This is a genomic window from Brevibacillus sp. FSL L8-0520 (genome assembly GCF_037963895.1).
GTDB lineage: Bacteria > Bacillota > Bacilli > Brevibacillales > Brevibacillaceae > Brevibacillus > Brevibacillus borstelensis.
Window position 1 is genome coordinate 4960282 of record NZ_CP150171.1, and the last position, 21159, is coordinate 4981440.

Here is a 21159-nt window from a genome sequence, read left to right on the forward strand (position 1 = left end):
CTCCTTCACGCCTGCGTTTCTGGCAGATTTGCCCTCAGTATCTGCACGAGCACTCTTTTATACGATATGCCTCGTCCGCATAAAAAATGACGGCGAGTCTAAGAACCCGCCGTCACTGTGCTTTGTTTTCCACGTGTCTGTTTCGTTTCGATGCTTTGCAAAAATTCTTCGTTTGTTTTGGAGTCTGCCAGTTTCCTCAAAAAGGACTCTACGTATTCCGAGGTTTCGTTCATGCTTTTGCGAATCGCCCACAGCTTTTCCAATTCTTCCTTGGAAAGGAGCAGCTCTTCGCGCCGGGTACCGGAGCGGCGAATATCGATCGCCGGGAAAATGCGGCGTTCGGACAGCTTTCGGTCCAGATGCAATTCCATATTGCCGGTTCCTTTGAATTCCTCGTAAATGACATCGTCCATGCGCGAACCCGTCTCTACCAGTGCAGTCGCCAAAATCGTCAGGCTGCCGCCTTCCTCGATGTTGCGGGCCGAGCCGAAGAACCGCTTCGGACGGTGGAACGCGGCGGGATCAATACCTCCCGAAAGCGTACGTCCGCTGGGCGGGATAACCAGGTTGTAGGCCCGTGCCAGACGGGTAATCGAATCGAGCAGGATGACGACATCTTTCTTATGCTCGACCAGCCGCTTGGCTCTTTCCAGCACGAGCTCCGCTACCTTGATATGGTTTTCGGGAACTTCGTCAAATGTGGAAGCGATTACTTCTCCCTGTACAGAACGCTGCATGTCGGTTACTTCCTCCGGGCGTTCATCGATCAAGAGAACAAACAGGTGGATGTCCGGCCGATTAGCAGTGATGCTGTTCGCGATTTCCTTGAGAAGTATGGTTTTGCCGGCCTTGGGGGGCGCTACAATCAAACCGCGCTGGCCGAGACCAACAGGGGCGATGAGATCCATCAGGCGGGCGGAAACGCGTTCTGGCGACGTTTCCAATACGAGTTTGTTTTGAGGATATAACGGTGTCAAGGCGGGGAAATGAAGTCGTTCGGCTGCCAATTCGGGGTCTTCTCCGTTTACAGCCTCTACTTGCAATAATCCGAAATAACGTTCATTTTCCTTGGGAGGTCGCACCTTACCAGATACCAAGTCTCCCATCCTCAGATCAAATCGGCGAATCTGCGACTGGGAGATGTAAATGTCCTCCGAGCTCGGGAGGTAGTTGATAGGGCGCAGGAATCCGTAGCCTTCCGGCAGGATTTCCAGCACCCCTTCCATAAACATCAGACCGTCTCTTTCGGCTCTGGCTCGAAGGATGGCGAAGATCAGCTCCTTCTTCTTCAGCTGGGAGTAATAAGGGATTTGATACTCCTTCGCGAGCTTGTAGAGATCGGTCAACTTCTTTTCTTCTAGTTCTGAAAGTAACATAATTCCACCACTCTTTATTTACTCTTCATCTATCTTCGTCTATTTGCTGCATTACAATACCAGACGAGGCTTGCGTTCCAAGCGGTGGGTTCCTTCGATGAAACGGATTGTTCCTGTCTTGGCTCGCATCACGACGGAATGAGTCGTAGCGCGCGTGCCCTGAATCCGAACGCCTTGCAGCAATTCACCGTCGGTAACGCCTGTGGCGGCAAAGATAGCATCGTCTCCTTTGACCAGATCATCCATGTGCAGCACTTGATAAGGATTGACCAATCCCATGCGTTTGCAGCGTTCCACTTCCTCTGCATTTTGCGGCAGCAGCTTGCCCTGGATCTCACCGCCCATACACTTGAGCGCTACAGCAGCCAGAACACCCTCAGGAGCTCCTCCAGAACCGAACAGGATGTCTACACCCGTATCCTCAAAAGCCGTGTTGATCGCTGCGGCTACGTCTCCGTCGGAAATCAGCCGGATGCGAGCACCTGCTTCGCGGATTTCATGAATAATCTTCTGGTGACGGTCCCGATCCAGCACGATCGCGACCAGGTCGCTGATGTCTTTGCCTTGCGCCTGGGCTACCGCCTTCAGGTTATCCTTGATGGGCGCGTTGATGTCGATCTTGCCCACCGCTTTCGGGCCAACGGCGATTTTCTCCATGTACATGTCAGGGGCGTGCAGCAGGTTGCCTTTGTCTGCAACGGCGATAACCGAGATAGCGCCCCACGTTCCCTTGGCAACGATATTGGTGCCCTCAAGCGGGTCTACGGCTACATCGACTGCCGGGGCGACTCCCTGGCCCAGCTTTTCACCGATATACAGCATCGGGGCTTCATCCATTTCGCCCTCGCCGATGACGACTGTCCCATCCATCGGTACGTTTTCAAATTCTTTGCGCATTGCGGTCGTGGCCGCATCGTCAGCCTCATCCTTTTTGCCGAGACCCATCCAACGCGCAGAGGCAAGTGCGGCTGCCTCCGTAACACGTACCAGTTCAAGCGTTAAACTACGTTCCATTCTGGAAGACTCCTCTCCTGGCAATGAGTTACTGCTGTTGACGTTCCTTTTCTCCCAAGCTAACCCGCCGAACATTCGCTCCCAGGCTTTGCAGCTTGCTGACAAGGTTTTCATACCCGCGGTCGATATGCTCTAAACCTTCCACCTCTGTCACGCCGTTCGTAGCCAAACCGGCGATGACTAAAGCCGCGCCTGCCCGCAGGTCGGAAGCAACTACCTTGGCGCCGTTCAATTGGCTGCCTCCCTCGATAATTGCCGAACGGCCCTCGATCTTCAGGTTGGCACCCATACGGCGCAGCTCGTCTACATGGCGGAAACGGGCGCTGTAAATGTTGTCGGTCACAATGCTGGACCCCGAAGCCAGAGTGAGCAGCGTCGTGATCGGCTGCTGCAAGTCCGTCGGAAAGCCTGGGTACGGACTCGTCTTTACATCAATGGATCGGTACTGCCCATTGCCGTTCACCTGAATACAGTCGTCCATTTCCAGCACGTCCACGCCGATCTCCCGCAGTTTGGCTGTGACAGACTCGAGATGCTTGGGAATCACATTTTCAAGCGTGACGCTGCCATTGGTCGCTGCTGCCGCTATCATATACGTTCCGGCTTCGATCCGGTCGGGAATGATCGTGTGGCGACAGCCGCGCAGGCGGTCTACCCCTTGGATCCGGATGAGATCGGTCCCGGCTCCCTTGATGTTGGCCCCCATATTGTTGAGCAGGGTAGCTACATCGACGATTTCCGGCTCGCGAGCCGCATTTTCGATAATCGTGACACCCTCTGCCTTGGAGGCTGCCAACATAATGTTGATAGTCGCCCCCACACTGACCAGGTCGAGGTAAATACGGGCGCCCTTCAATCTGCCATTCGGGGCTTGAATCGTCATTACACCATTTTTGTTCGTCACTTTGGCGCCGAGTGCTTCAAACCCTTTAATGTGCAGGTCGACTGGACGCGGCCCCAAGTCGCACCCTCCCGGCAAGCCGACGCGCGCTTCCCCGAACTTGGCCAGAAGCGCCCCCCACAAATAATAAGAAGCGCGCAATTTTTTTACGCGTCCATTGGGCATCAGCATCGACTTCATCGGGCGGCCGTCCACTTCCATCCAATCATCTTCGAACAACACATCGGCTCCCATTTCTCGCAGGAGTTCGTGATAGATTTCCACATCTTGAATATGCGGCAAATTCTCAATCACAACCGGCCCGTCTGCCAGCAGCGCAGCAGGAACCAGGGCAACGGCACTGTTTTTTGCCCCGCTGATGGTAACCGAGCCCTGAAGCGGGGTTCCCCCGTTGATGATCAGCTTTTCCATGTTTTGCTCTCCTCAGGCTTAATCGGGAAATGAGCACCTTCCCCAGCGGAAAAGGTGCTCTTATATTTATACGTACAATACGATCAGTTGGGACTTACTTTTGCATTTTTGCCCAGTCGGACAAGAACTTCTCCAGACCGCTGTCAGTCAACGGATGCGCAATCAACTGATGAAAAACCTTGTGGGGAATCGTCGCAAAATGGGCTCCGCGACGAGCGGCTTCCGTCACATGGACTGGATGGCGTACCGAAGCGGCGATAATTTCTGTCTCGATACCGTGAACAGAGAAAATTTCCGCAATATCTTCGATCAGCTGCATGCCGTCATGACCGATGTCATCGAGACGTCCCAGGAACGGAGATACATACGTCGCTCCGGCACGTGCTGCGAGCAGCGCTTGATTGGCCGAAAAGACCAATGTCACATTGGTGCGAATCTTCCGCTTGGCAAAATACTTGACTGCTTTCAGGCCTTCTGCCGTCATCGGAACCTTGACGACAATGTTTTTGGACAAAGAAGCAAGCTTTTCGCCTTCTTCGATCATGCCCTTGGCATCAGTGCTGATGACCTCTGCACTGATCGGACCGTCTACGATGTCGATAATCTCTTTTAAGGTCTCGATAAAATCGCGGCCTTCCTTGGCTACCAGAGAAGGGTTGGTCGTGACCCCCGCCACTACGCCCCACTCGTGAATCTCGCGGATTTCATCGACGTTTGCCGTATCAATCAAAAAGCGCATGATGGACCTCCTTGGTTACGCACGATTGCTGCTGCCGAACAGGCGCATTTTGCCTTTGACAACTTCCTTGATCGCCTCGCGAGCCGGACCGAGATATTTGCGCGGGTCGATCTCGTTCGGCTTGGCTGCCAGCACCTTGCGTACTGTTTCCGTGCATGCGACTTGACTTTCTGTATTTACGTTGATTTTTCCGACACCGAGAGAAATCGATTTGACGATCGCTTCGTCCGGAACACCGGAACCGCCGTGAAGAACGATCGGGGAACCGATGCTGTTTGCAACCTTCTCGATAATGTCGAAACGGATTTTCGGCTCGCCTTTGTACATGCCATGCGCTGTACCGACAGCAATAGCCAGGTAGTCTACTTTGGTTTCTTCCCAGAAACGGATCGCTTCTTCAGGATTTGCAAGAGTAGCGTCTTCTTCGTCAACAGACAGATCATCTTCTACTCCGCCAATGGTACCGAGCTCGCCTTCAACAGAGACGCCAACTGCGTGGGCAGCCTCCACAACCTGTTTCGTCAGGCGAATGTTGTCCTCGAACGAATGGTGAGATCCGTCGAACATCACGGAAGAAAAGCCGGCACGGATACATTTCATGACGATGTCAAAGTTGCTGCCGTGATCGAGGTGCAGCGCAACAGGAACGCCGGAGCGCTCTGCCGCTACCTTGGCAATCGCGACCGTGTAATCCAGGCCCATGTACTTGAGTGCGCCTTCAGACACGCCGAAAATGACCGGGGATTTCTCTTCCATAGCAGCTTCCGTAATCGCTTGCGTAAACTCCAGGTTATTGAGGTTGAACTGTCCGACAGCATATTTATGCTTCTTGACGTCTTCGGTAAAAGCGGTCATAGGTACTAGTGGCATATGATAATCCTCCTTAGCAGACTCTGTAACGTGGCTTATTATACCACAGACATCTGCTTGTTAACAGGTACGCTTGTCTTGATAGATATATCCAGGATTGCTCAACAGGCCAACTGCTGATGAACAGCGAGGCGAAGCTCGTCAATATCAAACGGCTTGGTGAAGTGTGTCAACGCCCCCAGCTGTGTCGCTTCTTTAATCATGTCCAGTTCGCCGTAGGCCGTCATCATGATAACCTTGATATCCTGATTGATTTTTTTGATGTGCTTCAAAATCTCGATGCCATCCATCCCGGGGATTTTCATATCCAGAATGACCAGATCCGGAGACTCTTTTTCGACGATTTCCAGAGCCATTTTCCCATTCGCAGCCTGGAATGTTTTATAGCCTTCCTTGCCAAGAACCTCGTACAGCAGGATTCGTATGCCGTACTGATCATCGACAACCAACACTTTTTTATCCCGTTTATCCTGCATGTTTCGTCCATCCCCCTGCTTATAAGGCCGTAAACTTTATAACCTTGATTCGCCTAAATTCAGGAAAATCCTGCTCCTGTCCTTGAAATTTTCCCGCATCCCCGTCTTCGAGTATAATAATTGGCAACCATTCGTATATGTGAGGAGACCCCGCTGCCATGAACATGGTTTGGATTATTTGCCTGTTTACCTTCGTTATCCATACATCGGAGACGCTCTCCTACGCGCTGCGGTACGCTGGCATACAGACCGGGAGGCTCGCCGTAGCGCTCTCCCTGACCGGAATTATCGTCCTCGTCTCCCGCACCTCCAACATGATACAGGCTCCGTTCACCGGGGGACTGATCGACCATGCGTCTGCTGAAAATACGGATGTCCTTCCCTTTCTGCACATGATCATCGGTATGGCGTCACTGGGGACATTGGCGGCTATTCTGCTGTTTCCGACACTCGTGCAGCTGTCAAAACGGCTGATCGCCCACCTGGAGCTGACAGGCTCGCTTCCCCAGATGCTAAAGACGACTGTTTCCATCCATAGTATCCGTCAGGTCAAGCATCACATACGCTTGCCGCGCCTGCCTGACCTCGCCCGCTTTCGGATCAAGGGCATCCCGTACAGGCTGCTGCTTTTAAATTGTATGGTTACCGGAATCTACACGACCGGCGTGCTAGCCACCCTTTACGCTTCGCTGCTTGTGCCCGAGTTCAAGGCGACAGTCTTGTCGGCATCCGGGACCATCAACGGCATCGCCACGATCATCCTGACCATTTTCATCGATCCGCAAGTGGGACTCTTGACAGACAAGGCGATGCAAGGGCAGAGCGAGATGACACATATCCGCGACATCTATTTGGGACTGATGATCTCGCGCTTTTTCGGCACGTTGCTGGCACAGCTTTTGCTCGTGCCCGCCGCATACTGGGTCGCCTGGATCGCTCCTCTGTTTCAGACGTAGAGGGAGGGCGAAAAGGTTCCACGCGCACTCTTTTTTGGCAAATTAATCCAGCTCCTGCACCTATCCGGGCAGACTGGTTTGGAGCATGCAAAAACGCACCAGCGGAGGCTAAATCCGCTCGTGCGTTTTTCTTTGGCTTACTATCGTTTATTGGTCAGAGATGCGTGTACAAAATCGCGGAACAACGGCTGCGGACGGTTCGGACGGGACGTGAACTCCGGATGGAATTGGGTCGCCAGGAACCATGGGTGGTCTTCCACTTCCACGATTTCTACCAGACGTCCGTCTGGAGTCGTACCGGAGAAGCGCATGCCCAGCTTAGCGAGCTGCTCGCGGTAGTCGTTGTTTACTTCATAGCGGTGGCGATGGCGCTCGTACACCATGGTGCTGTTGTAAGCACGCTCTGCCAGGCTTCCTTCGATGACTTTCGTCGGTCCGCGGCCCAGACGCATGGTACCGCCTTTGTCCTCGATATTCTTTTGCTCAGGCAGCAGGTCGATGACGGGGTATTTCGTATCGGGGTTGATCTCGGAGCTGTTGGCTCCGTCCATGCCAGCTACATGGCGGGCAAATTCGATCACCGAGATTTGCATCCCCAGACAGATTCCCAGGAATGGGACCTTGTTCTCACGAGCGTAACGGGTAGCTGTAATTTTGCCTTCGATACCGCGATCCCCGAAACCGCCCGGTACGAGAATGCCGTCTACATCGCCCAGCAATTCGTGCACGTTTTCCGGAGTAACTTCTTCTGCGCTTACCCACTTGATCTTGATCGCCGAGTCATTGGCAAAACCGGCATGATGCAGAGCCTCGGCTACAGACAGGTAAGCATCCGGCAATTCGACGTATTTGCCGACAATGGCAATACGGGTTGTCTTGGACAGGTTTTTGATCTTGGCCACGAGTGCTTTCCACTCTGTCATGTCCGCTTCCTGGCAGGTGAGTCCGAGATGACGGCAGACATAGTCGTCAAGTCCCTGCGCTTGCAGCTGGAGCGGCACGTCATACAACGTTTCCGCATCTACGCACTCGATCACAGCGTTTTTGTCGATGTCGCAGAACAGTGCCAGCTTGTCCTTCATGTCCTGGGACAGAGGCTGTTCTGTACGGGTCACGATGACGTTTGGCTGAATGCCCAGGCTGCGCAGCTCTTTCACGCTGTGCTGGGTCGGTTTTGTTTTCATTTCGCCAGCGGCTTTGATATACGGGACCAGTGTCACGTGAATGTACATCACGTTTTCGCGTCCAATATCGCTCTTGATCTGGCGGATCGCTTCAAGGAACGGGAGACTCTCGATATCGCCGACGGTTCCGCCGATTTCGGTAATCACGACGTCAGCTCCGGTCTCTTGTCCCGAACGGAAAATGCGGTCCTTGATTTCGTTGGTAATGTGCGGAATAACCTGCACGGTTCCGCCCAAATAATCGCCCCGGCGCTCCTTCGCGATTACGGTCGAGTAAATTTTTCCGGTCGTTACGTTGGAGTTGGCGCTCAGGTTGATGTCGATAAAGCGCTCGTAGTGGCCCAAGTCCAGGTCCGTCTCTGCCCCGTCATCGGTCACAAATACCTCGCCGTGCTGATACGGGCTCATCGTACCCGGATCGACGTTGATGTATGGGTCACATTTTTGAATCGAAACCTTTAACCCTCTGTTTTTCAGGAGTCTGCCCAGAGAAGCCGCAGTAATCCCTTTTCCTAACGAGGATACGACCCCGCCTGTCACAAAAATGTACTTCGTCATCGTTTTACGTCCCCTCTTTCCCCTGTTTCCTGGATCAGTTGATATTGATGAATGCACGAATGAAGACGGCTCCCAAAAAAGAAAAAACAAAAGCGAGTCCTATCCCGAACGAATCGGGTAGGGGCACTTTTGTTTTGTAGTTTCCCATATAATATCCTTCTTCATGTGAAGCCCAAGGAGTATTTTATCTTGTCTTCCAAGCGTAAGTCAAGAATTATAAATCTTCATTTTCATCGTCGAATTCATCGACAGGATCTTCGTCTGCCAAATCGTCGTCTTCCTCTTCAAAAAGCTCTTCTTCCTCAAGCTCTTCATCTTCGTCGAGGTCGGGATCAAGCTCTTCTTCGAGATCGTCTCCATCTTCTTCCGTGAACTCGTCGTCTTCGAAGATCGCGATCTCGTCCTCTTCGTATTCCTCGACAAGCTCTTCCTCTGCCTCGTAATCGTCGAAGTCGTCGTCGAGGATAACCTTTTTCTTTTTGCCGCCTTCTTGTGTCTCTTCGACGGTATCCGTCGGGTACCAGCGCTTCAGTCCCCAGTTGTTGTCGCCCAAGCAGACAAAACGGCCGTCAATGTTCACTTCGGTATATACTTGAGCGATGATAGCCATTTTTTCTTCTTCGTTCATTCCGCGCAGCTCGGCCAATTGATCCATCAAATCGCGAAAATTGTGGGTTTGATTGGTTTCACGCAAAATTTCGTATGCGATATCGACCAAAGCCATTTCGTTTAGTTTTTCACGTTCCAGATGTGCAAGTATTTGACTCACCCAAGGCACGTCCTTTCATTTAGAAAACTTGGGCCACTGTCAAGCTTTCGTGAAGCCGACCGAGCCTTCATGATAACCGATGCTAACTGATAACCCACGGCCACAGTTAACCAACAATAAATTGGCTATGATACAGTATTCCTTATTTTAGACGAAAATGCAAGGGATTCAAACGCCGGTTTTGGGCAAATCTCCCGTTACGCTTCAAATCGTTGGGAAATGCCGGCAAAACCGGTTGGGGAATCCCGGAATAACCAGACGGAAAAGACGGGAAGCGGCTGCCGCCTCGGGAGGGACAACCGCTTCCGCTATGTGCGAGATCCTTTGTTTTTACATGTTGCGGCGGTACTGCCCGCCCACTTCGTACAAAGCGGCGCTGATCTGTCCGAGCGACGCCACCTTCACGGTCTCCATCAGCTCGGCGAAAATATTACCACCGTTCATCGCCACTTCCTGCAATTTTTTCAAGGCGGCGGGAGCGGCGTCGCGGTTGCGCTCCTGGAAGGCCCGCAGGTTTTGAATCTGCTGCTCCTTCTCTTCTTCCGTCGCACGGGCCAGCTCAATCTCGTAGTCTTCCTCGGAGGCATTCGGATTGAGGAAGGTATTGACCCCGATAATCGGCAGCTCCCCGCTGTGCTTTTTCATCTCGTAGTACATCGACTCATCCTGGATCTTGCCGCGCTGATATTGCGTTTCCATCGCGCCGAGCACGCCCCCGCGCGAATTCAGCCGCTCAAACTCCTGCAGCACTGCTTCTTCGACCAGGTCGGTCAGCTCTTCGATGATGAACGAGCCTTGCAGCGGATTCTCGTTTTTCGCCAGCCCCATTTCCTTGTTGATGATCATCTGGATCGCCATCGCGCGGCGGACGGAATTTTCCGTCGGCGTCGTGATCGCTTCGTCGTAGGCGTTTGTATGCAAGGAATTGCAGTTGTCGTAAATGGCAATCAAAGCCTGCAGGGTCGTGCGAATGTCGTTGAAGTCCATCTCCTGGGCGTGCAGGGAGCGGCCCGATGTCTGAATGTGGTACTTCAGCTTTTGGCTGCGCTCGTTGCCGCCGTAGCGGTTTTTCATCACAGTCGCCCAGATGCGGCGGGCAACCCGTCCGATCACCGTATATTCGGGATCGAGACCGTTCGAGAAGAAAAACGACAGGTTCGGCGCAAAATCGTCAATGTGCATGCCGCGGCTGAGGTAGTACTCCACATAGGTAAAGCCGTTCGCCAGGGTAAAGGCAAGCTGTGTGATCGGGTTGGCACCCGCTTCCGCGATATGGTAGCCGGAAATGGAGACCGAGTAGTAATTGCGCACCTTGTGGTCGATAAAGTACTGCTGGATATCGCCCATCATCCGCAGGGCGAACTCCGTGGAAAAGATGCACGTGTTCTGCCCTTGATCCTCTTTCAAAATGTCCGCCTGGACCGTCCCGCGCACAGTAGAGAGGGTGTATGCCTTGATCTGTTCATACTCCTCCGGCGTGGGCTGCCGCCCCTCGCGCTGGGCAAACTTCTCCACCTGCTGGTCGATCGCCGTGTTCATGAATTTGGCCAAAATCATCGGAGCCGGTCCGTTGATCGTCATCGACACAGACGTCGTCGGAGCACACAAGTCAAAGCCGGCATACAGCTTCTTCATGTCGTCCAGCGTACAGACGCTGACGCCGCTTGTGCCGATTTTCCCGTAAATGTCCGGCCGGTAATCGGGGTCTTCCCCGTACAGCGTCACCGAATCAAATGCCGTGCTGAGCCGTTTGGCCTCGTCGTTTTGCGAAAGGAAGTGGAAGCGGCGATTGGTCCGCTCCGGTGTTCCCTCGCCGGCAAACTGGCGCTTGGGATCCTCTCCTTCCCGTTTGAACGGAAACACGCCTGCCGTATACGGATACTCGCCGGGAACATTTTCCTTGAGCGACCATTTCAAAATTTCGCCCCAATCCTGAAAATCCGGCAGGCTCACTTTCGGTATGCGGGTGCCTGACAGCGATTCCGTAAACAGCTTGGTCACGATCTCCTTGTCACGCACTTTGGTGACGAACTGATCCTGTTTGTACATTTCCTTCAGCTTCGGCCATTTGTCGAGAATTTGCTTGCATTCGGGATGAAGCTTGCTTTCAAAATGGGCGATCTGTCTGTCCAGAACCTCAGACACCTGCCGCGCATCCTCGTCTCCCGAGGCGAGCAGCGTCTCCTTGGCCCCGTGGAGCTGATACAGCTTGCGGGCGATGGCCGACTGCTCCTCGGTGAACTTCCGATGGCCGCGCACCGTGTTGGCAATTTCCTGCAAGTAGTTGTTCCGATCTGCTGGAATCAGCGACGGCTTGTGGGTTTTGACCGGAGTCGGATCGAGCTCGGACACCTGCCAATCTGCGCCCGTCTTTTCCACGATCTTGTGCATCAGGGCCGCAAACAGCACATTGGTTCCCGGATCGTTGAACTGGCTGGCGATGGTCCCGTACACCGGGATTTTTTCATCCGGCAGTTCAAATAGCTGGTGGTTGCGGCGATATTGCTTCCGCACCTCCCGCAACGCATCCTCCGAGCCTTTCCGCTCAAATTTGTTGATCGCGATCAGATCGGCAAAGTCGAGCATGTCGATTTTCTCCAGCTGAGACGGCGCACCAAACTCGCTGGTCATGACGTACATGGAGACATCGCACACGTCGGTTACCTGTGCATCCCCTTGGCCGATCCCGCTCGTTTCCACGATGACGAGATCGAACCCTGCGCTGCGGACTACACGGATTGCGTCCTTTACTGCAGCAGAGAGCTCGGAGCCGGATTGCCTGGTCGCCAGGCTGCGCATGTAGACGCGCGGCGTGTTGTTGGCGTTCATGCGGATGCGGTCGCCGAGCAAGGCACCCCCTGTCTTTTGCTTGGAGGGGTCGACAGAGAGGATCGCTACCGTTTTGTCTGCGTACGTCCGCAGAAAACGGCGAACCAGCTCATCGGTCAGAGAGCTTTTGCCGGCGCCGCCCGTACCGGTTATCCCAAGGACCGGCACTACTCGCTCCGGCTCGGCGAGACGCTCCTCGACAGGCGCGAACAGCTCTGGGTCTTGCACAGCGTACTCCGCCAGCGAGATAAGGCGGGCGACAGCCTGATGATTTTGCCGCTGAAGCTCTTCCACTTCATTGGTAAGCTGTTTGACCGTCGGGAAATCGCATTCGCGGATCATCATATTGATCATTCCCTGAAGACCGAGTCTCCGCCCGTCGTCCGGAGAAAAAATCTTGCACACGCCGTACTCTTCCAGCTCCCGTATCTCGCGAGGGACGATAACGCCGCCCCCGCCGCCAAAGAGCCGGATGTGCCCGGCGCCGCGTTCTTTTAAAGAATCGACGATATATTTAAAAAATTCAACGTGGCCGCCTTGATAGGAGCTGATGGCAATTCCCTGCACATCCTCCTGGATCGCGGCGGTCACAATGTCATTCACGGATCGGTTATGCCCGAGGTGGATTACTTCCACCCCGGACGACTGCAAAATACGGCGCATGATATTGATCGATGCGTCGTGACCGTCATACAGGCTGGCTGCGGTGACAAAACGAACCTTGTTTTGCGGGCGATACACTTCCGTTTCCATCGATTTCACTCTCCCCGAAAAATCAAGTGACGCGCTCACCGAGCAGCTGCATAAGACTACTCGGAAACGCTGATCTCGCGCAGAAGCAATGCCGTCTGTTTGTCTGTGTACTCCTCCAGCGTATAGTGGCGCTTTAGCGCCCAGCGGCGGAATACCCACATCTCCCCGAGCACCATGATGTTGTCTGCCATCAGTTTGACGTGCTTTTCATCGATGCCGATGGAGCCGTCTGCAATGCCTTTGCGCAATATCTCTTCAAAAATTTGCGTGATTTCTTCCTCGCGCCTCAGCACATAGCGAAGCGTTTCTTTCGGCAATGACTTGGATTCTTGATAGATCAGCAGGACGCGGTCGCTCATCTGATCCATTACGCGGAAAAAGCTGCGCAAGGCAAGCTTCAGGTTTTTCAGGCCCGTTCCGTTAAAGGTGATGGCTTCACGCAAGCGGCTCTCCACTTCACCGTGAATCGCGTCACATACCAGATACAGGACGTCTTCCTTTGATTCGATATATTCATACAGGGTGCCGATGCTAAATCCTGACGCCCGGGCAATTTCACGCGTCGTTGTTTTGTGGAACCCCTTGTTGATAAACAGATCGACGGCAGCCTCGATAATCTGTTCGCGCCGTTTCTCGATCAGCTTGGGGTCCTTCACTAGCGACGGTATGTTTTTCTTCTTCTCCACGACATATCCACCTTTCCAACCGACTGAGCGTTTGGTCAGACAACATTTGGAAAAAGAAAGACCAAACGCGCTCTCTATGTTGATATCCACGTTATTATACGCCTGGAGAGCGCGGAAAGCCAATCTTTCTTTTTCCTGTCCGCAAGGCCTTGTCTTTTCAGGATTTTTGCCCCCACCATTGCAGGATGATGCGTTCGGCGGCGCTGTAAGGGTCCTCCGCGCGGGAAGCCACCCGCTCCAGCGCTTCTGCGTGCCGACCGCTCTGAATTCCGGCTTGCAGCCGTTGAAAGAGACGGTCCCGGACGATATCCAGTACTTCTTCTTGCAGATGGCGGGAACGGCGGGCATCCGCCTCGCCGGACTCGTGCAGAAACTGCTGGTGGCGGTCTATTTGCTGCCACAAATCAGCCATCCCCTGCCCGCTGGTGGAAACCGTTTTGACGATCGGCGGACGCCAAGGGGCGTCGTGCTTGGCAAGGTCGAGCATCTGCTCCACTTCGATCTGCAGCTTTTCCGTCCCCGGCAAATCTGCCTTGTTGATAACAAACAAGTCTGCGATCTCCATGATGCCTGCTTTGAACGCCTGCACCGAGTCTCCTCCGCCGGGATTGAGCACCACCGCTGTCGTATCGGCGATGCTCATCACGTCCAGCTCGGATTGGCCTACGCCGACCGTTTCGATCAGGACCACATCACAGCCGTAGGCGTCCAGTACCCGGACAGCGTCCCGCGTATTGGCGGAAAGGCCGCCGAGACTGCCGCGTGTTCCCATGCTGCGGATGAACACCCCTTTGTCCAACGCGTGATTTTGCATCCGCACACGGTCGCCGAGCAGCGCCCCGCCGGTGAACGGACTGGTCGGATCGACCGCGACCACCCCGATCTTCATCTCCAGCGAACGCAAATAGCCGATCAGACAGTCAACCAGAGAGCTTTTGCCGGCCCCAGGCGAACCCGTAATGCCGATCAGCCTGGCCCTGCCGGTATGAGGAAAAAGCTCCTTTAAAATCTGGTTGCGCTCCGGATAGTCGTTTTCGATACAGGTAATGGCCCGGGCCGCCCCGCGCACATCTCCTGCGAGAATGCGTCTAGTGATTTCGTGCATGAAACGCCCTCATCTCACCCTATACTGTTCGCTCTACTCCTTCAGCAGATAGTTGCTGATCACGACGCGCTGAATTTCGTTGGTTCCCTCGTAGATTTGCGTGATTTTCGCATCGCGCATGAAGCGTTCCACCGGGTACTCGCGAGTGTAGCCGTAGCCGCCGAATACTTGAACAGCCTCGGTTGTCACTTCCATCGCGATATCGCCGGCGAATACCTTGGACATGGCCGATGCTTTTCCGTAAGGCAGACCTTGATCCTCCAGCCAGGCAGCCTGATAAGTCAGGAGGCGGGCCGCTTCGATCTTGGTCGCCATATCCGCCAGCTTGAACTGTATCGCCTGCAGCGCCGCGATCGGCTTGCCGAACTGGTTGCGCTCCTTGGCGTAGTCGCGGGCGTGGTCAAAGGCACCCTGCGCGATTCCAAGCGCCTGGGCAGCGATGCCATTGCGTCCCCCGTCCAGCGTCATCATCGCGATCTTGAAGCCTTGCCCCTCTTCACCCAGCCTGTTTTCCAGCGGTACACGCACATCTTCGAAATTGACCGCAAGCGTCGGCGAGGAACGAATTCCCAGCTTTTTCTCCTTCTTGCCCATCGTGAAGCCTTCCATACCTTTTTCGACGATAAAAGCGGTAATCCCTTTATGCTTGAGCTCCGGCTGGGTGACGGCAAAGACGATGTAGATTTCCGCTTCCCCGGCATTGGTGATAAAAATTTTGCTGCCGTTCAGCACGTAGTGATCGCCGTCGCGAACGGCAGTAGTCTTCATCCCTGCCGAGTCAGAGCCGGACCCAGGCTCAGTCAGACAGTACGCCCCCATCTTTTTGCCTTCGGCGAGCGGGCGCAAAAATCGCTGCTTTTGCTCCTCTGTGCCGAATTTATAGATGGGCCAGCTTGCCAGCGAGACATGTGCCGACAGCGTAACGCCGATAGAAGCGTCTACCCGAGACAGCTCTTCTACCGCAATCACATAGCTGAGGTAATCGGCACCTGCGCCGCCGTACTGCTCCGGCCACGGAATGCCTGTCAGTCCCAGCTCGGCCATTTGCTCGAATATCGCTCTGTCAAACCGCTCTTCCTCATCCCGCTCTGCTGCAGTGGGAGCTACCTGGGTCTCGGCAAAATCGCGGATCATCTTGCGCAGCATCTCTTGTTCTTCGGTCAATTGAAAATTCATCGCTTCCACTCCCTGCGTCTCATTGTCCTAATCGCACAGCAAATGCTTGCCGATCACGATGCGCTGAATCTCGTTGGTTCCCTCGTAAATTTGCGTTACCTTGGCGTCCCGGAACAGCCTTTCAACCGGGTACTCGCGCGTGTAGCCGTACCCGCCGAAAACCTGCACAGCCTCGGTCGCCAGCTTCACGGCAGTATCGGAGGCGAATTTTTTTGCCATCGACGCCTCCATGCCGCACGGAAGTCCTTTGCTTCGCAGATCGGCTGCCCGATAAACAAGCAGTCTCGCCGCTTCCGCCATCGTCGCCATATCGGCCAGCTTGAAGGCGATCGCCTGCTGTTCGATGATCGGCCGTCCGAACTGCTTCCGTTCCTTGGCGTACTGCGTTGCGTACGCAAAGGCGGCCTCCGCGATCCCCAAAGCTTGGGCGGCAATCCCGATCCGGCCGACATCCAGATTCGCCATCGCGATGGTGAAGCCGTCTCCTTCTTCGCCCAGCAAATTTTCTGCAGGCACCCGGGCGTTGTCAAAAATCAGCTCCGTTGTGCTGGAGCCGTGCAGCCCCATTTTCTTTTCTTTTTTCCCTACTGAAAAACCGGGTGTGTCCTTGTCGACGATAAAGGCGGAGATTCCTCGCGTCCCCATCGACGGGTCTGTAACGGCAAAGGCGATGTAGACATCGGCTTCCCCGCCGTTGGTGATAAACACCTTGTTTCCATTCAAAACGAATGCGTCTCCATCCCGGACAGCCGAGGTGCGAATGCGCCCGGCGTCCGACCCGGCATTCGGCTCAGTCAGGGCAAAAGCCCCGAGCATTTTGCCCGCTGCCAGTTGCGGCACGTATTTGCGTTTTTGTTCGTCGGTGCCAAAGTACAAGATCGGGTTGGTACAAACCGACGTATGCACGGACAGGATCACCCCGACTGTCGCGCTCACTTTGGAAATCTCATGAATCGCCAGAATATACGACTGAAAATCAGCACCTGCACCGCCCCATTCTTCCGGAATGGGAATGCCCATCAAGCCGATCTCCCCCATCTTTTTCACGATCTCGCGGGGGAACTGTTCTGTCTCTTCCATGACCGGGATGAACGGAGCGATTTCCTTCTGGGCAAAATCACGGACCATGCGACGCATCATGTCCTGCTCTTCATTGAGTCGAAAATCCATGTCAGTCCTACCTTTCCCTATATGAATCCTCTCAGTTGTACACGTAAAACCCCCGACCGGATTTTTTGCCCAGCCAGCCTGCTTTTACGTACTTGCGAAGCAGCGGGCAGGGGCGGTATTTCGAGTCGCCGAAGCCTTCGTACAGCACCTCCATGATGTAGAGGCAGGTATCCAGCCCGATAAAATCAGCCAGGGTAAGCGGCCCCATCGGGTGGTTCATGCCCAGCTTCATCACTTCATCGACAGCCTCGGGCGTAGCCACACCCTCGTATACGCAATAGATCGCTTCATTGATCATCGGCATCAAGACGCGGTTGGAAACGAAGCCGGGAAAGTCGTTGACGCTGACAGGCACCTTGCCCATCTGTTTGGACAAATCCTCGGTAAGCTGGTACACCTCGTCCGCTGTCTGAAGTCCGCGAATAATCTCCACCAGCTTCATGACCGGTACCGGATTCATGAAGTGCATGCCAATCACTTTCTCGGGACGGCTGGTCACGGCTGCAATTTCTGTGATCGGCAGCGAGGAGGTGTTGGAGGCGAGAACTGCATGTGCCGGGCATACCGCATCCAGCTTTTTGAAGATTTCCGCCTTCACAGCCATGTTTTCGGTTACCGCTTCTACCACGAAATCGGCCTTCTCGCCATCGGCCAGATCGGTAGAAAGGGTGATGCGGCTGAGAATGTCCGCTTTTTCTTGCTCGCTCATCCGTCCCTTTTCCACATTGCGGGACAGGTTTTTATGGATCGTCCCAAGGCCGCGGTCCACAAACTCCTGTTTTACGTCGCTCAGGATCACTTGAAAGCCGGCCTGCGCCGATACTTGCGCAATCCCGCTGCCCATCTGCCCTGCTCCCACGACCATGATCGTTTGTACGTTCATATCCGCTCCTCCGTTTCGGCTATTCTACTTTGATCAAAATGGCGTCACCCTGGGCTGCCCCGCTGCAGATCGCTGCGACGCCAAGTCCGCCGCCCCGCCGCTTCAGCTCGTGAGCCAGATGGAGAACAATCCTCGCGCCGCTGGCTCCGATCGGATGGCCAAGCGCGATGGCTCCCCCGTTCACGTTTACCCTTTCTTCATCCCAGCCGACGATTTTTCCGCTGGTCAACGTGACAGCGGCAAAAGCTTCATTTACTTCAAACAATTCAATCTCTTCCAGGCGGGTGCCCGTCTTCTCCAGCAGCTTCTGGATTGCCAGCCCCGGCGTGGTGGCAATGTAGGGGGCTTCTGCTCCTACCTGCGCGTGTCCCAGAATCGTGGCAAGCGGCTTGACCCCCGCTTCCGCGGCTCTCTCCTCTGACATCAGCACCATCGCTGCCGCGCCGTCGTTGATTCCTGGCGCATTGCCCGCAGTGATGGTTCCGTCCTTTTTGTAAACAGGAGGCAGCTTCGCAAGGCCTTCCAAAGTCGTGTCGGGCCTCGGTGCCTCGTCACGGGTGACCAGGAGCGGCTCTCCCCTTCGCTGGGGAACAGCTACCGGCACGATTTCTTCGTCAAACAAGCCGGCATTCATCGCCTGCACAGCACGCTGCTGGCTGCGATATGCCCAGCGATCCTGCTCCTCGCGCGTAATGCCGTACTCTTCGGCAACATTGCTGCCGTGTATCGCCATCGGGACCTGATCGAACGGACAGGTAAGGCCGTCGTGCATCATCAGATCCTGCAGCGCGGCGTCGCCCATCCGCAGTCCGTATCTCGCTCCAGCCAGCGCGTAAGGGGCGTTGCTCATGCTTTCCATGCCGCCCGCCACGATAATCTGTCCGTCGCCTGCGCGGATAATCTGGTCGCCCATCGTAACGGCCCGCATGCCGGATGCACACACCTTGTTGATCGTCTGGCTGGCTACGCTCCACGGTACACCCGCTTTGCGCGCCGCCTGCCGGGAAGGGATTTGCCCTGCGCCAGCCTGCACGACCATGCCCATGATCACTTCATCGACCTGCTCTGCGGATACGCCTGATCGCTGCAGCGCTTCCCTGATCACGATCGCACCCAGATCTACTGCCGATACATCCTTCAATGAACCGCCAAGCTTTCCAAACGGAGTACGGGCTCCACCTGCAATCACCGTTTTCATCATCCGGTTCCTCCCTGTATGGTGACATCCAGAAAACCAAACTGAACGAGCGGTCGCTCATTTTTCTTCTCTCTTCATTTTGCCCCCTTCTTTCCGAATAGTCAATGAATATACAGCAGAAAACCTCGATTTTCGTCGAGTCCAATTTGCGCCAAGCCGGAACGGACTGGAAAAGGCTGGCCAAAACTCAAAAAACAGGCCTGACCGTAAAGCTGGGCAGGCCTGTTGTCTGTATGGTCTGTATGGTCTGTCTAGTCGGTATGTTGCTATGTCGGCTTATTGCTAAATTGCTATGTCGCTTTTGTCAGTTTTGTCTATATAGCTGTTACTGAATCGGCATCCAGCTTACCTTCCAGACGCCTTCTTGATTTTTGACCAAGCGGAAAGGGAGTGCTTCCCTGCCGTCTGAAAACTGCATGTAGACGATCGCTTCTGCCAGATACTTGGACTTTTGTCCGGAAGGGCTTTCCGGTTTTTGCTCCTTTGTCTCGAAGCCGATCACATGCGCTCTCAGATCTGCCAGCCGTTTTTGCGTGTTCTCCGCTCCTGCCGGGTCGTTTTTGACATCCTCCAGAAACGCCTCCAAAGAAGGCTTTGCGGAGTCGTCGCCGCCATCAGCGTAGAACGCGTATTGTGTGAGGAGGTCCCCTTCTTCTTCCGCATGGAGGTACAGCTTGAGGATGTCTGCCGGCTTCAGCCCGTACAAGACCCCATCCTTCTTTGTCTCCACAAACCCGAAATACGCGTTTTTTAATGAATCGCCAAGGTCAAGGACAGAGGGGGATGGACGCTCATTCAAAATCTCCATGCCGACGGTTCCGTTTGGCCGCATCATGTAAAAATAAATGTCGTTTTTCTCTCCCTGTACGTACTGAATCGAGTACATATACAGTTTTTTCTCTTTCCACCCGATGAAAAGATTGAGTCCGACCTTTCTGGCTTTTAGTCCTGTTTCATCGACTACGTATTCCGGCTCTTCGGGAACATATCCCTCCTGCTTGAAGAAGCTGATGTTCCAAAATTCATCAGCGCCATTTTCCAAATCCCCATTGTCATCAACGACATTGTAGGGCGCCTGGATTCGCTTTTTTACCTCTTCCTGCGTCAGTCCAATGCGCAAAGCCTCTTTGATCTCCTGCACCTTGTTTTGAATCTCCTCGTCGCTGGGGCCGCTTAGCTGGTCAGTGCCCGGCGGCTGTCCAATTCCCGGGGAAGTACCCGGTGCAGGTGGTGTTGGCGCCGTTCCTGCGGGGAGAGAAGGTGGATCGGCAGGAACCGGATCCACTGGACCAGGCCCAGTCGTCACATGCCCGCCGGGAGCCGGGTTGGATGGTCCAAAGAGTGGGCCAGAAAATAGCAGGAGCGAGGCTGCTGCCACTGCCGCAGCCCCAACCTTATACAGGGAGCGATGCCCGAACTTTCGCTCGGCCGTTTTCTGTCCGCCCCGCGCCTTGCCCAAAATACGCTCCTCCAGCTCGGCGGTGTCGTCCATTTCTCGCAGAATCGCCTGGTCAGCCGTCTGTTTAAATTCCCGCAGACGTTTTTCTAGATCCATTCCAGTCCCTCCTTTTCCAACTGTTCTCTCAGCTTTTGGCGCGCCCGATGCAAACGGGTATGGATCGCTCCCGCAGAAATATCCAGGATGTCGGCCATTTCCTCAATCGACAGCTCTTCATAGTAGTGGAGCACAATGATTTGCCGATGGGTGGGCGGCAGGCTCATCACCAGTCTGGCAAAGCGAATGCGGCTGTCGCTTTGCAGCACGGCGGACTCCGTATCCCCGACCACCTCTACATCCACCTCTGCGCGGAAAAACAGATGGCGAAAAGACCAGGAGCGCAAATATTTTTTCGATTCATTGACAGCAATTTTGTATACCCACGTCTGCATCGAGCTTTCCTCGCGAAAGGAAGAGAGATTCTTGTACGCTTTGAGAAAGACCTCCTGGGTAATGTCTTCCGCCAGATTTCGGTCTTTGACGATTAAGTAAACCAGCCGCAGTATCTTTTTTACATAGCCGCGAACCAAACTTTCAAAGACAGCTTCCTTTGTTTTTTCCAACCGAATGTCGGCCTGTTCCAGCTTTCTCACTCCCCTCTCCTTTA

The 21159-nt window shown here is 54.3% G+C and carries 18 protein-coding genes; 1 reads left to right on the forward strand and 17 read right to left on the reverse strand.

Going from position 1 to position 21159, the window contains the following annotated elements:
* Window positions 1-98 precede the first annotated feature (98 nt).
* From rho to NSQ24_RS24295, 6 genes are all read right to left on the reverse strand, one after another.
* Complete coding sequence (gene rho / locus NSQ24_RS24270) at window positions 99-1376, reverse strand: transcription termination factor Rho (protein WP_024983748.1); 1278 nt, start codon at window positions 1374-1376, stop codon at window positions 99-101.
* Window positions 1377-1427: 51 nt separating this feature from the next.
* Window positions 1428-2390 carry a class II fructose-bisphosphatase gene (gene glpX, locus NSQ24_RS24275; RefSeq protein WP_003388449.1) on the reverse strand — a complete coding sequence of 321 codons (963 nt, stop codon included), beginning with the start codon at window positions 2388-2390 and terminating at the stop codon, window positions 1428-1430.
* A 28-nt stretch (window positions 2391-2418) separates the two neighbouring features.
* Window positions 2419-3702: a UDP-N-acetylglucosamine 1-carboxyvinyltransferase gene (locus tag NSQ24_RS24280; RefSeq protein WP_003388450.1), complete on the reverse strand. Its 1284-nt coding sequence runs from the start codon at window positions 3700-3702 to the stop codon at window positions 2419-2421.
* Between the two features lie 94 nt (window positions 3703-3796).
* Window positions 3797-4441 carry a fructose-6-phosphate aldolase gene (gene fsa, locus NSQ24_RS24285; RefSeq protein WP_003388452.1) on the reverse strand — a complete coding sequence of 215 codons (645 nt, stop codon included), beginning with the start codon at window positions 4439-4441 and terminating at the stop codon, window positions 3797-3799.
* 15 nt (window positions 4442-4456) lie between these two features.
* Entirely contained in the window at window positions 4457-5311 is an 855-nt protein-coding gene (gene fba, locus NSQ24_RS24290; protein ID WP_003388453.1) for a class II fructose-1,6-bisphosphate aldolase, read from the reverse strand.
* Between the two features lie 101 nt (window positions 5312-5412).
* Window positions 5413-5787, reverse strand: coding sequence for a response regulator (locus tag NSQ24_RS24295; protein ID WP_003388454.1), 375 nt, complete (start codon window positions 5785-5787; stop codon window positions 5413-5415).
* A gap of 158 nt (window positions 5788-5945) precedes the next feature.
* Between NSQ24_RS24295 and NSQ24_RS24300 the strand changes: the two genes are divergently transcribed.
* Window positions 5946-6743 (forward strand): lipid II flippase Amj family protein, encoded by a 798-nt coding sequence (locus NSQ24_RS24300; protein WP_031932681.1) that lies wholly within the window; start codon window positions 5946-5948, stop codon window positions 6741-6743.
* A 140-nt stretch (window positions 6744-6883) separates the two neighbouring features.
* Here NSQ24_RS24300 and NSQ24_RS24305 read toward each other — a convergent pair whose 3' ends face one another.
* The 11 genes from NSQ24_RS24305 to NSQ24_RS24355 form a co-directional block, all read right to left on the reverse strand.
* Window positions 6884-8485, reverse strand: a complete 1602-nt coding sequence (locus NSQ24_RS24305; protein ID WP_172920731.1) for a CTP synthase — start codon at window positions 8483-8485, stop codon at window positions 6884-6886.
* 214 nt (window positions 8486-8699) lie between these two features.
* Window positions 8700-9254: a DNA-directed RNA polymerase subunit delta gene (rpoE, locus tag NSQ24_RS24310; RefSeq protein ID WP_003388457.1), complete on the reverse strand. Its 555-nt coding sequence runs from the start codon at window positions 9252-9254 to the stop codon at window positions 8700-8702.
* Window positions 9255-9584: 330 nt separating this feature from the next.
* Window positions 9585-12836 carry a fused isobutyryl-CoA mutase/GTPase IcmF gene (icmF, locus tag NSQ24_RS24315; RefSeq protein WP_003388458.1) on the reverse strand — a complete coding sequence of 1084 codons (3252 nt, stop codon included), beginning with the start codon at window positions 12834-12836 and terminating at the stop codon, window positions 9585-9587.
* 56 nt (window positions 12837-12892) lie between these two features.
* Window positions 12893-13522, reverse strand: a complete 630-nt coding sequence (locus tag NSQ24_RS24320) for a TetR/AcrR family transcriptional regulator (protein ID WP_003388459.1) — start codon at window positions 13520-13522, stop codon at window positions 12893-12895.
* Window positions 13523-13679: 157 nt separating this feature from the next.
* The gene (meaB, locus tag NSQ24_RS24325) at window positions 13680-14627 is read right to left on the reverse strand and encodes a methylmalonyl Co-A mutase-associated GTPase MeaB (RefSeq protein ID WP_024983746.1); all 948 of its coding nucleotides are present in this window, start codon (window positions 14625-14627) and stop codon (window positions 13680-13682) included.
* Between the two features lie 33 nt (window positions 14628-14660).
* On the reverse strand, window positions 14661-15803 hold the full coding sequence (locus NSQ24_RS24330) for an acyl-CoA dehydrogenase (protein WP_003388464.1): 1143 nt from the start codon (window positions 15801-15803) through the stop codon (window positions 14661-14663).
* Window positions 15804-15830: 27 nt separating this feature from the next.
* Window positions 15831-16973: an acyl-CoA dehydrogenase gene (locus tag NSQ24_RS24335; RefSeq protein ID WP_003388466.1), complete on the reverse strand. Its 1143-nt coding sequence runs from the start codon at window positions 16971-16973 to the stop codon at window positions 15831-15833.
* 31 nt (window positions 16974-17004) lie between these two features.
* Window positions 17005-17856 (reverse strand): 3-hydroxybutyryl-CoA dehydrogenase, encoded by an 852-nt coding sequence (locus NSQ24_RS24340; RefSeq protein WP_003388468.1) that lies wholly within the window; start codon window positions 17854-17856, stop codon window positions 17005-17007.
* Window positions 17857-17875: 19 nt separating this feature from the next.
* On the reverse strand, window positions 17876-19054 hold the full coding sequence (locus NSQ24_RS24345) for an acetyl-CoA C-acetyltransferase (RefSeq protein ID WP_122957957.1): 1179 nt from the start codon (window positions 19052-19054) through the stop codon (window positions 17876-17878).
* A gap of 325 nt (window positions 19055-19379) precedes the next feature.
* Entirely contained in the window at window positions 19380-20609 is a 1230-nt protein-coding gene (locus tag NSQ24_RS24350) for a hypothetical protein (protein ID WP_024983743.1), read from the reverse strand.
* Entirely contained in the window at window positions 20600-21145 is a 546-nt protein-coding gene (locus NSQ24_RS24355; RefSeq protein WP_172920733.1) for a sigma-70 family RNA polymerase sigma factor, read from the reverse strand. The genes NSQ24_RS24350 and NSQ24_RS24355 overlap by 10 nt, the downstream gene beginning before the upstream one ends.
* Between the last annotated feature and the right edge of the window lie 14 nt (window positions 21146-21159).

Bases quoted from the DNA above. Each gene is read 5' to 3' on its own strand.
- fsa (WP_003388452.1), bottom strand. From the start codon at position 4,441: ATGCGCTTTTTGATTGATACGGCAAACGTCGATGAAATCCGCGAGATT.
- NSQ24_RS24340 (WP_003388468.1), bottom strand. From the start codon at position 17,856: ATGAACGTACAAACGATCATGGTCGTGGGAGCAGGGCAGATGGGCAGC.
- NSQ24_RS24295 (WP_003388454.1), bottom strand. From the start codon at position 5,787: ATGCAGGATAAACGGGATAAAAAAGTGTTGGTTGTCGATGATCAGTAC.
- NSQ24_RS24280 (WP_003388450.1), bottom strand. From the start codon at position 3,702: ATGGAAAAGCTGATCATCAACGGGGGAACCCCGCTTCAGGGCTCGGTT.
- glpX (WP_003388449.1), bottom strand. From the start codon at position 2,390: ATGGAACGTAGTTTAACGCTTGAACTGGTACGTGTTACGGAGGCAGCC.
- fba (WP_003388453.1), bottom strand. From the start codon at position 5,311: ATGCCACTAGTACCTATGACCGCTTTTACCGAAGACGTCAAGAAGCAT.
- NSQ24_RS24345 (WP_122957957.1), bottom strand. From the start codon at position 19,054: ATGAAAACGGTGATTGCAGGTGGAGCCCGTACTCCGTTTGGAAAGCTT.
- NSQ24_RS24335 (WP_003388466.1), bottom strand. From the start codon at position 16,973: ATGGATTTTCGACTCAATGAAGAGCAGGACATGATGCGTCGCATGGTC.
- meaB (WP_024983746.1), bottom strand. From the start codon at position 14,627: ATGCACGAAATCACTAGACGCATTCTCGCAGGAGATGTGCGCGGGGCG.
- NSQ24_RS24350 (WP_024983743.1), bottom strand. From the start codon at position 20,609: ATGGATCTAGAAAAACGTCTGCGGGAATTTAAACAGACGGCTGACCAG.
- NSQ24_RS24300 (WP_031932681.1), top strand. From the start codon at position 5,946: ATGAACATGGTTTGGATTATTTGCCTGTTTACCTTCGTTATCCATACA.
- NSQ24_RS24330 (WP_003388464.1), bottom strand. From the start codon at position 15,803: ATGAATTTTCAATTGACCGAAGAACAAGAGATGCTGCGCAAGATGATC.
- icmF (WP_003388458.1), bottom strand. From the start codon at position 12,836: ATGGAAACGGAAGTGTATCGCCCGCAAAACAAGGTTCGTTTTGTCACC.
- rho (WP_024983748.1), bottom strand. From the start codon at position 1,376: ATGTTACTTTCAGAACTAGAAGAAAAGAAGTTGACCGATCTCTACAAG.
- NSQ24_RS24305 (WP_172920731.1), bottom strand. From the start codon at position 8,485: ATGACGAAGTACATTTTTGTGACAGGCGGGGTCGTATCCTCGTTAGGA.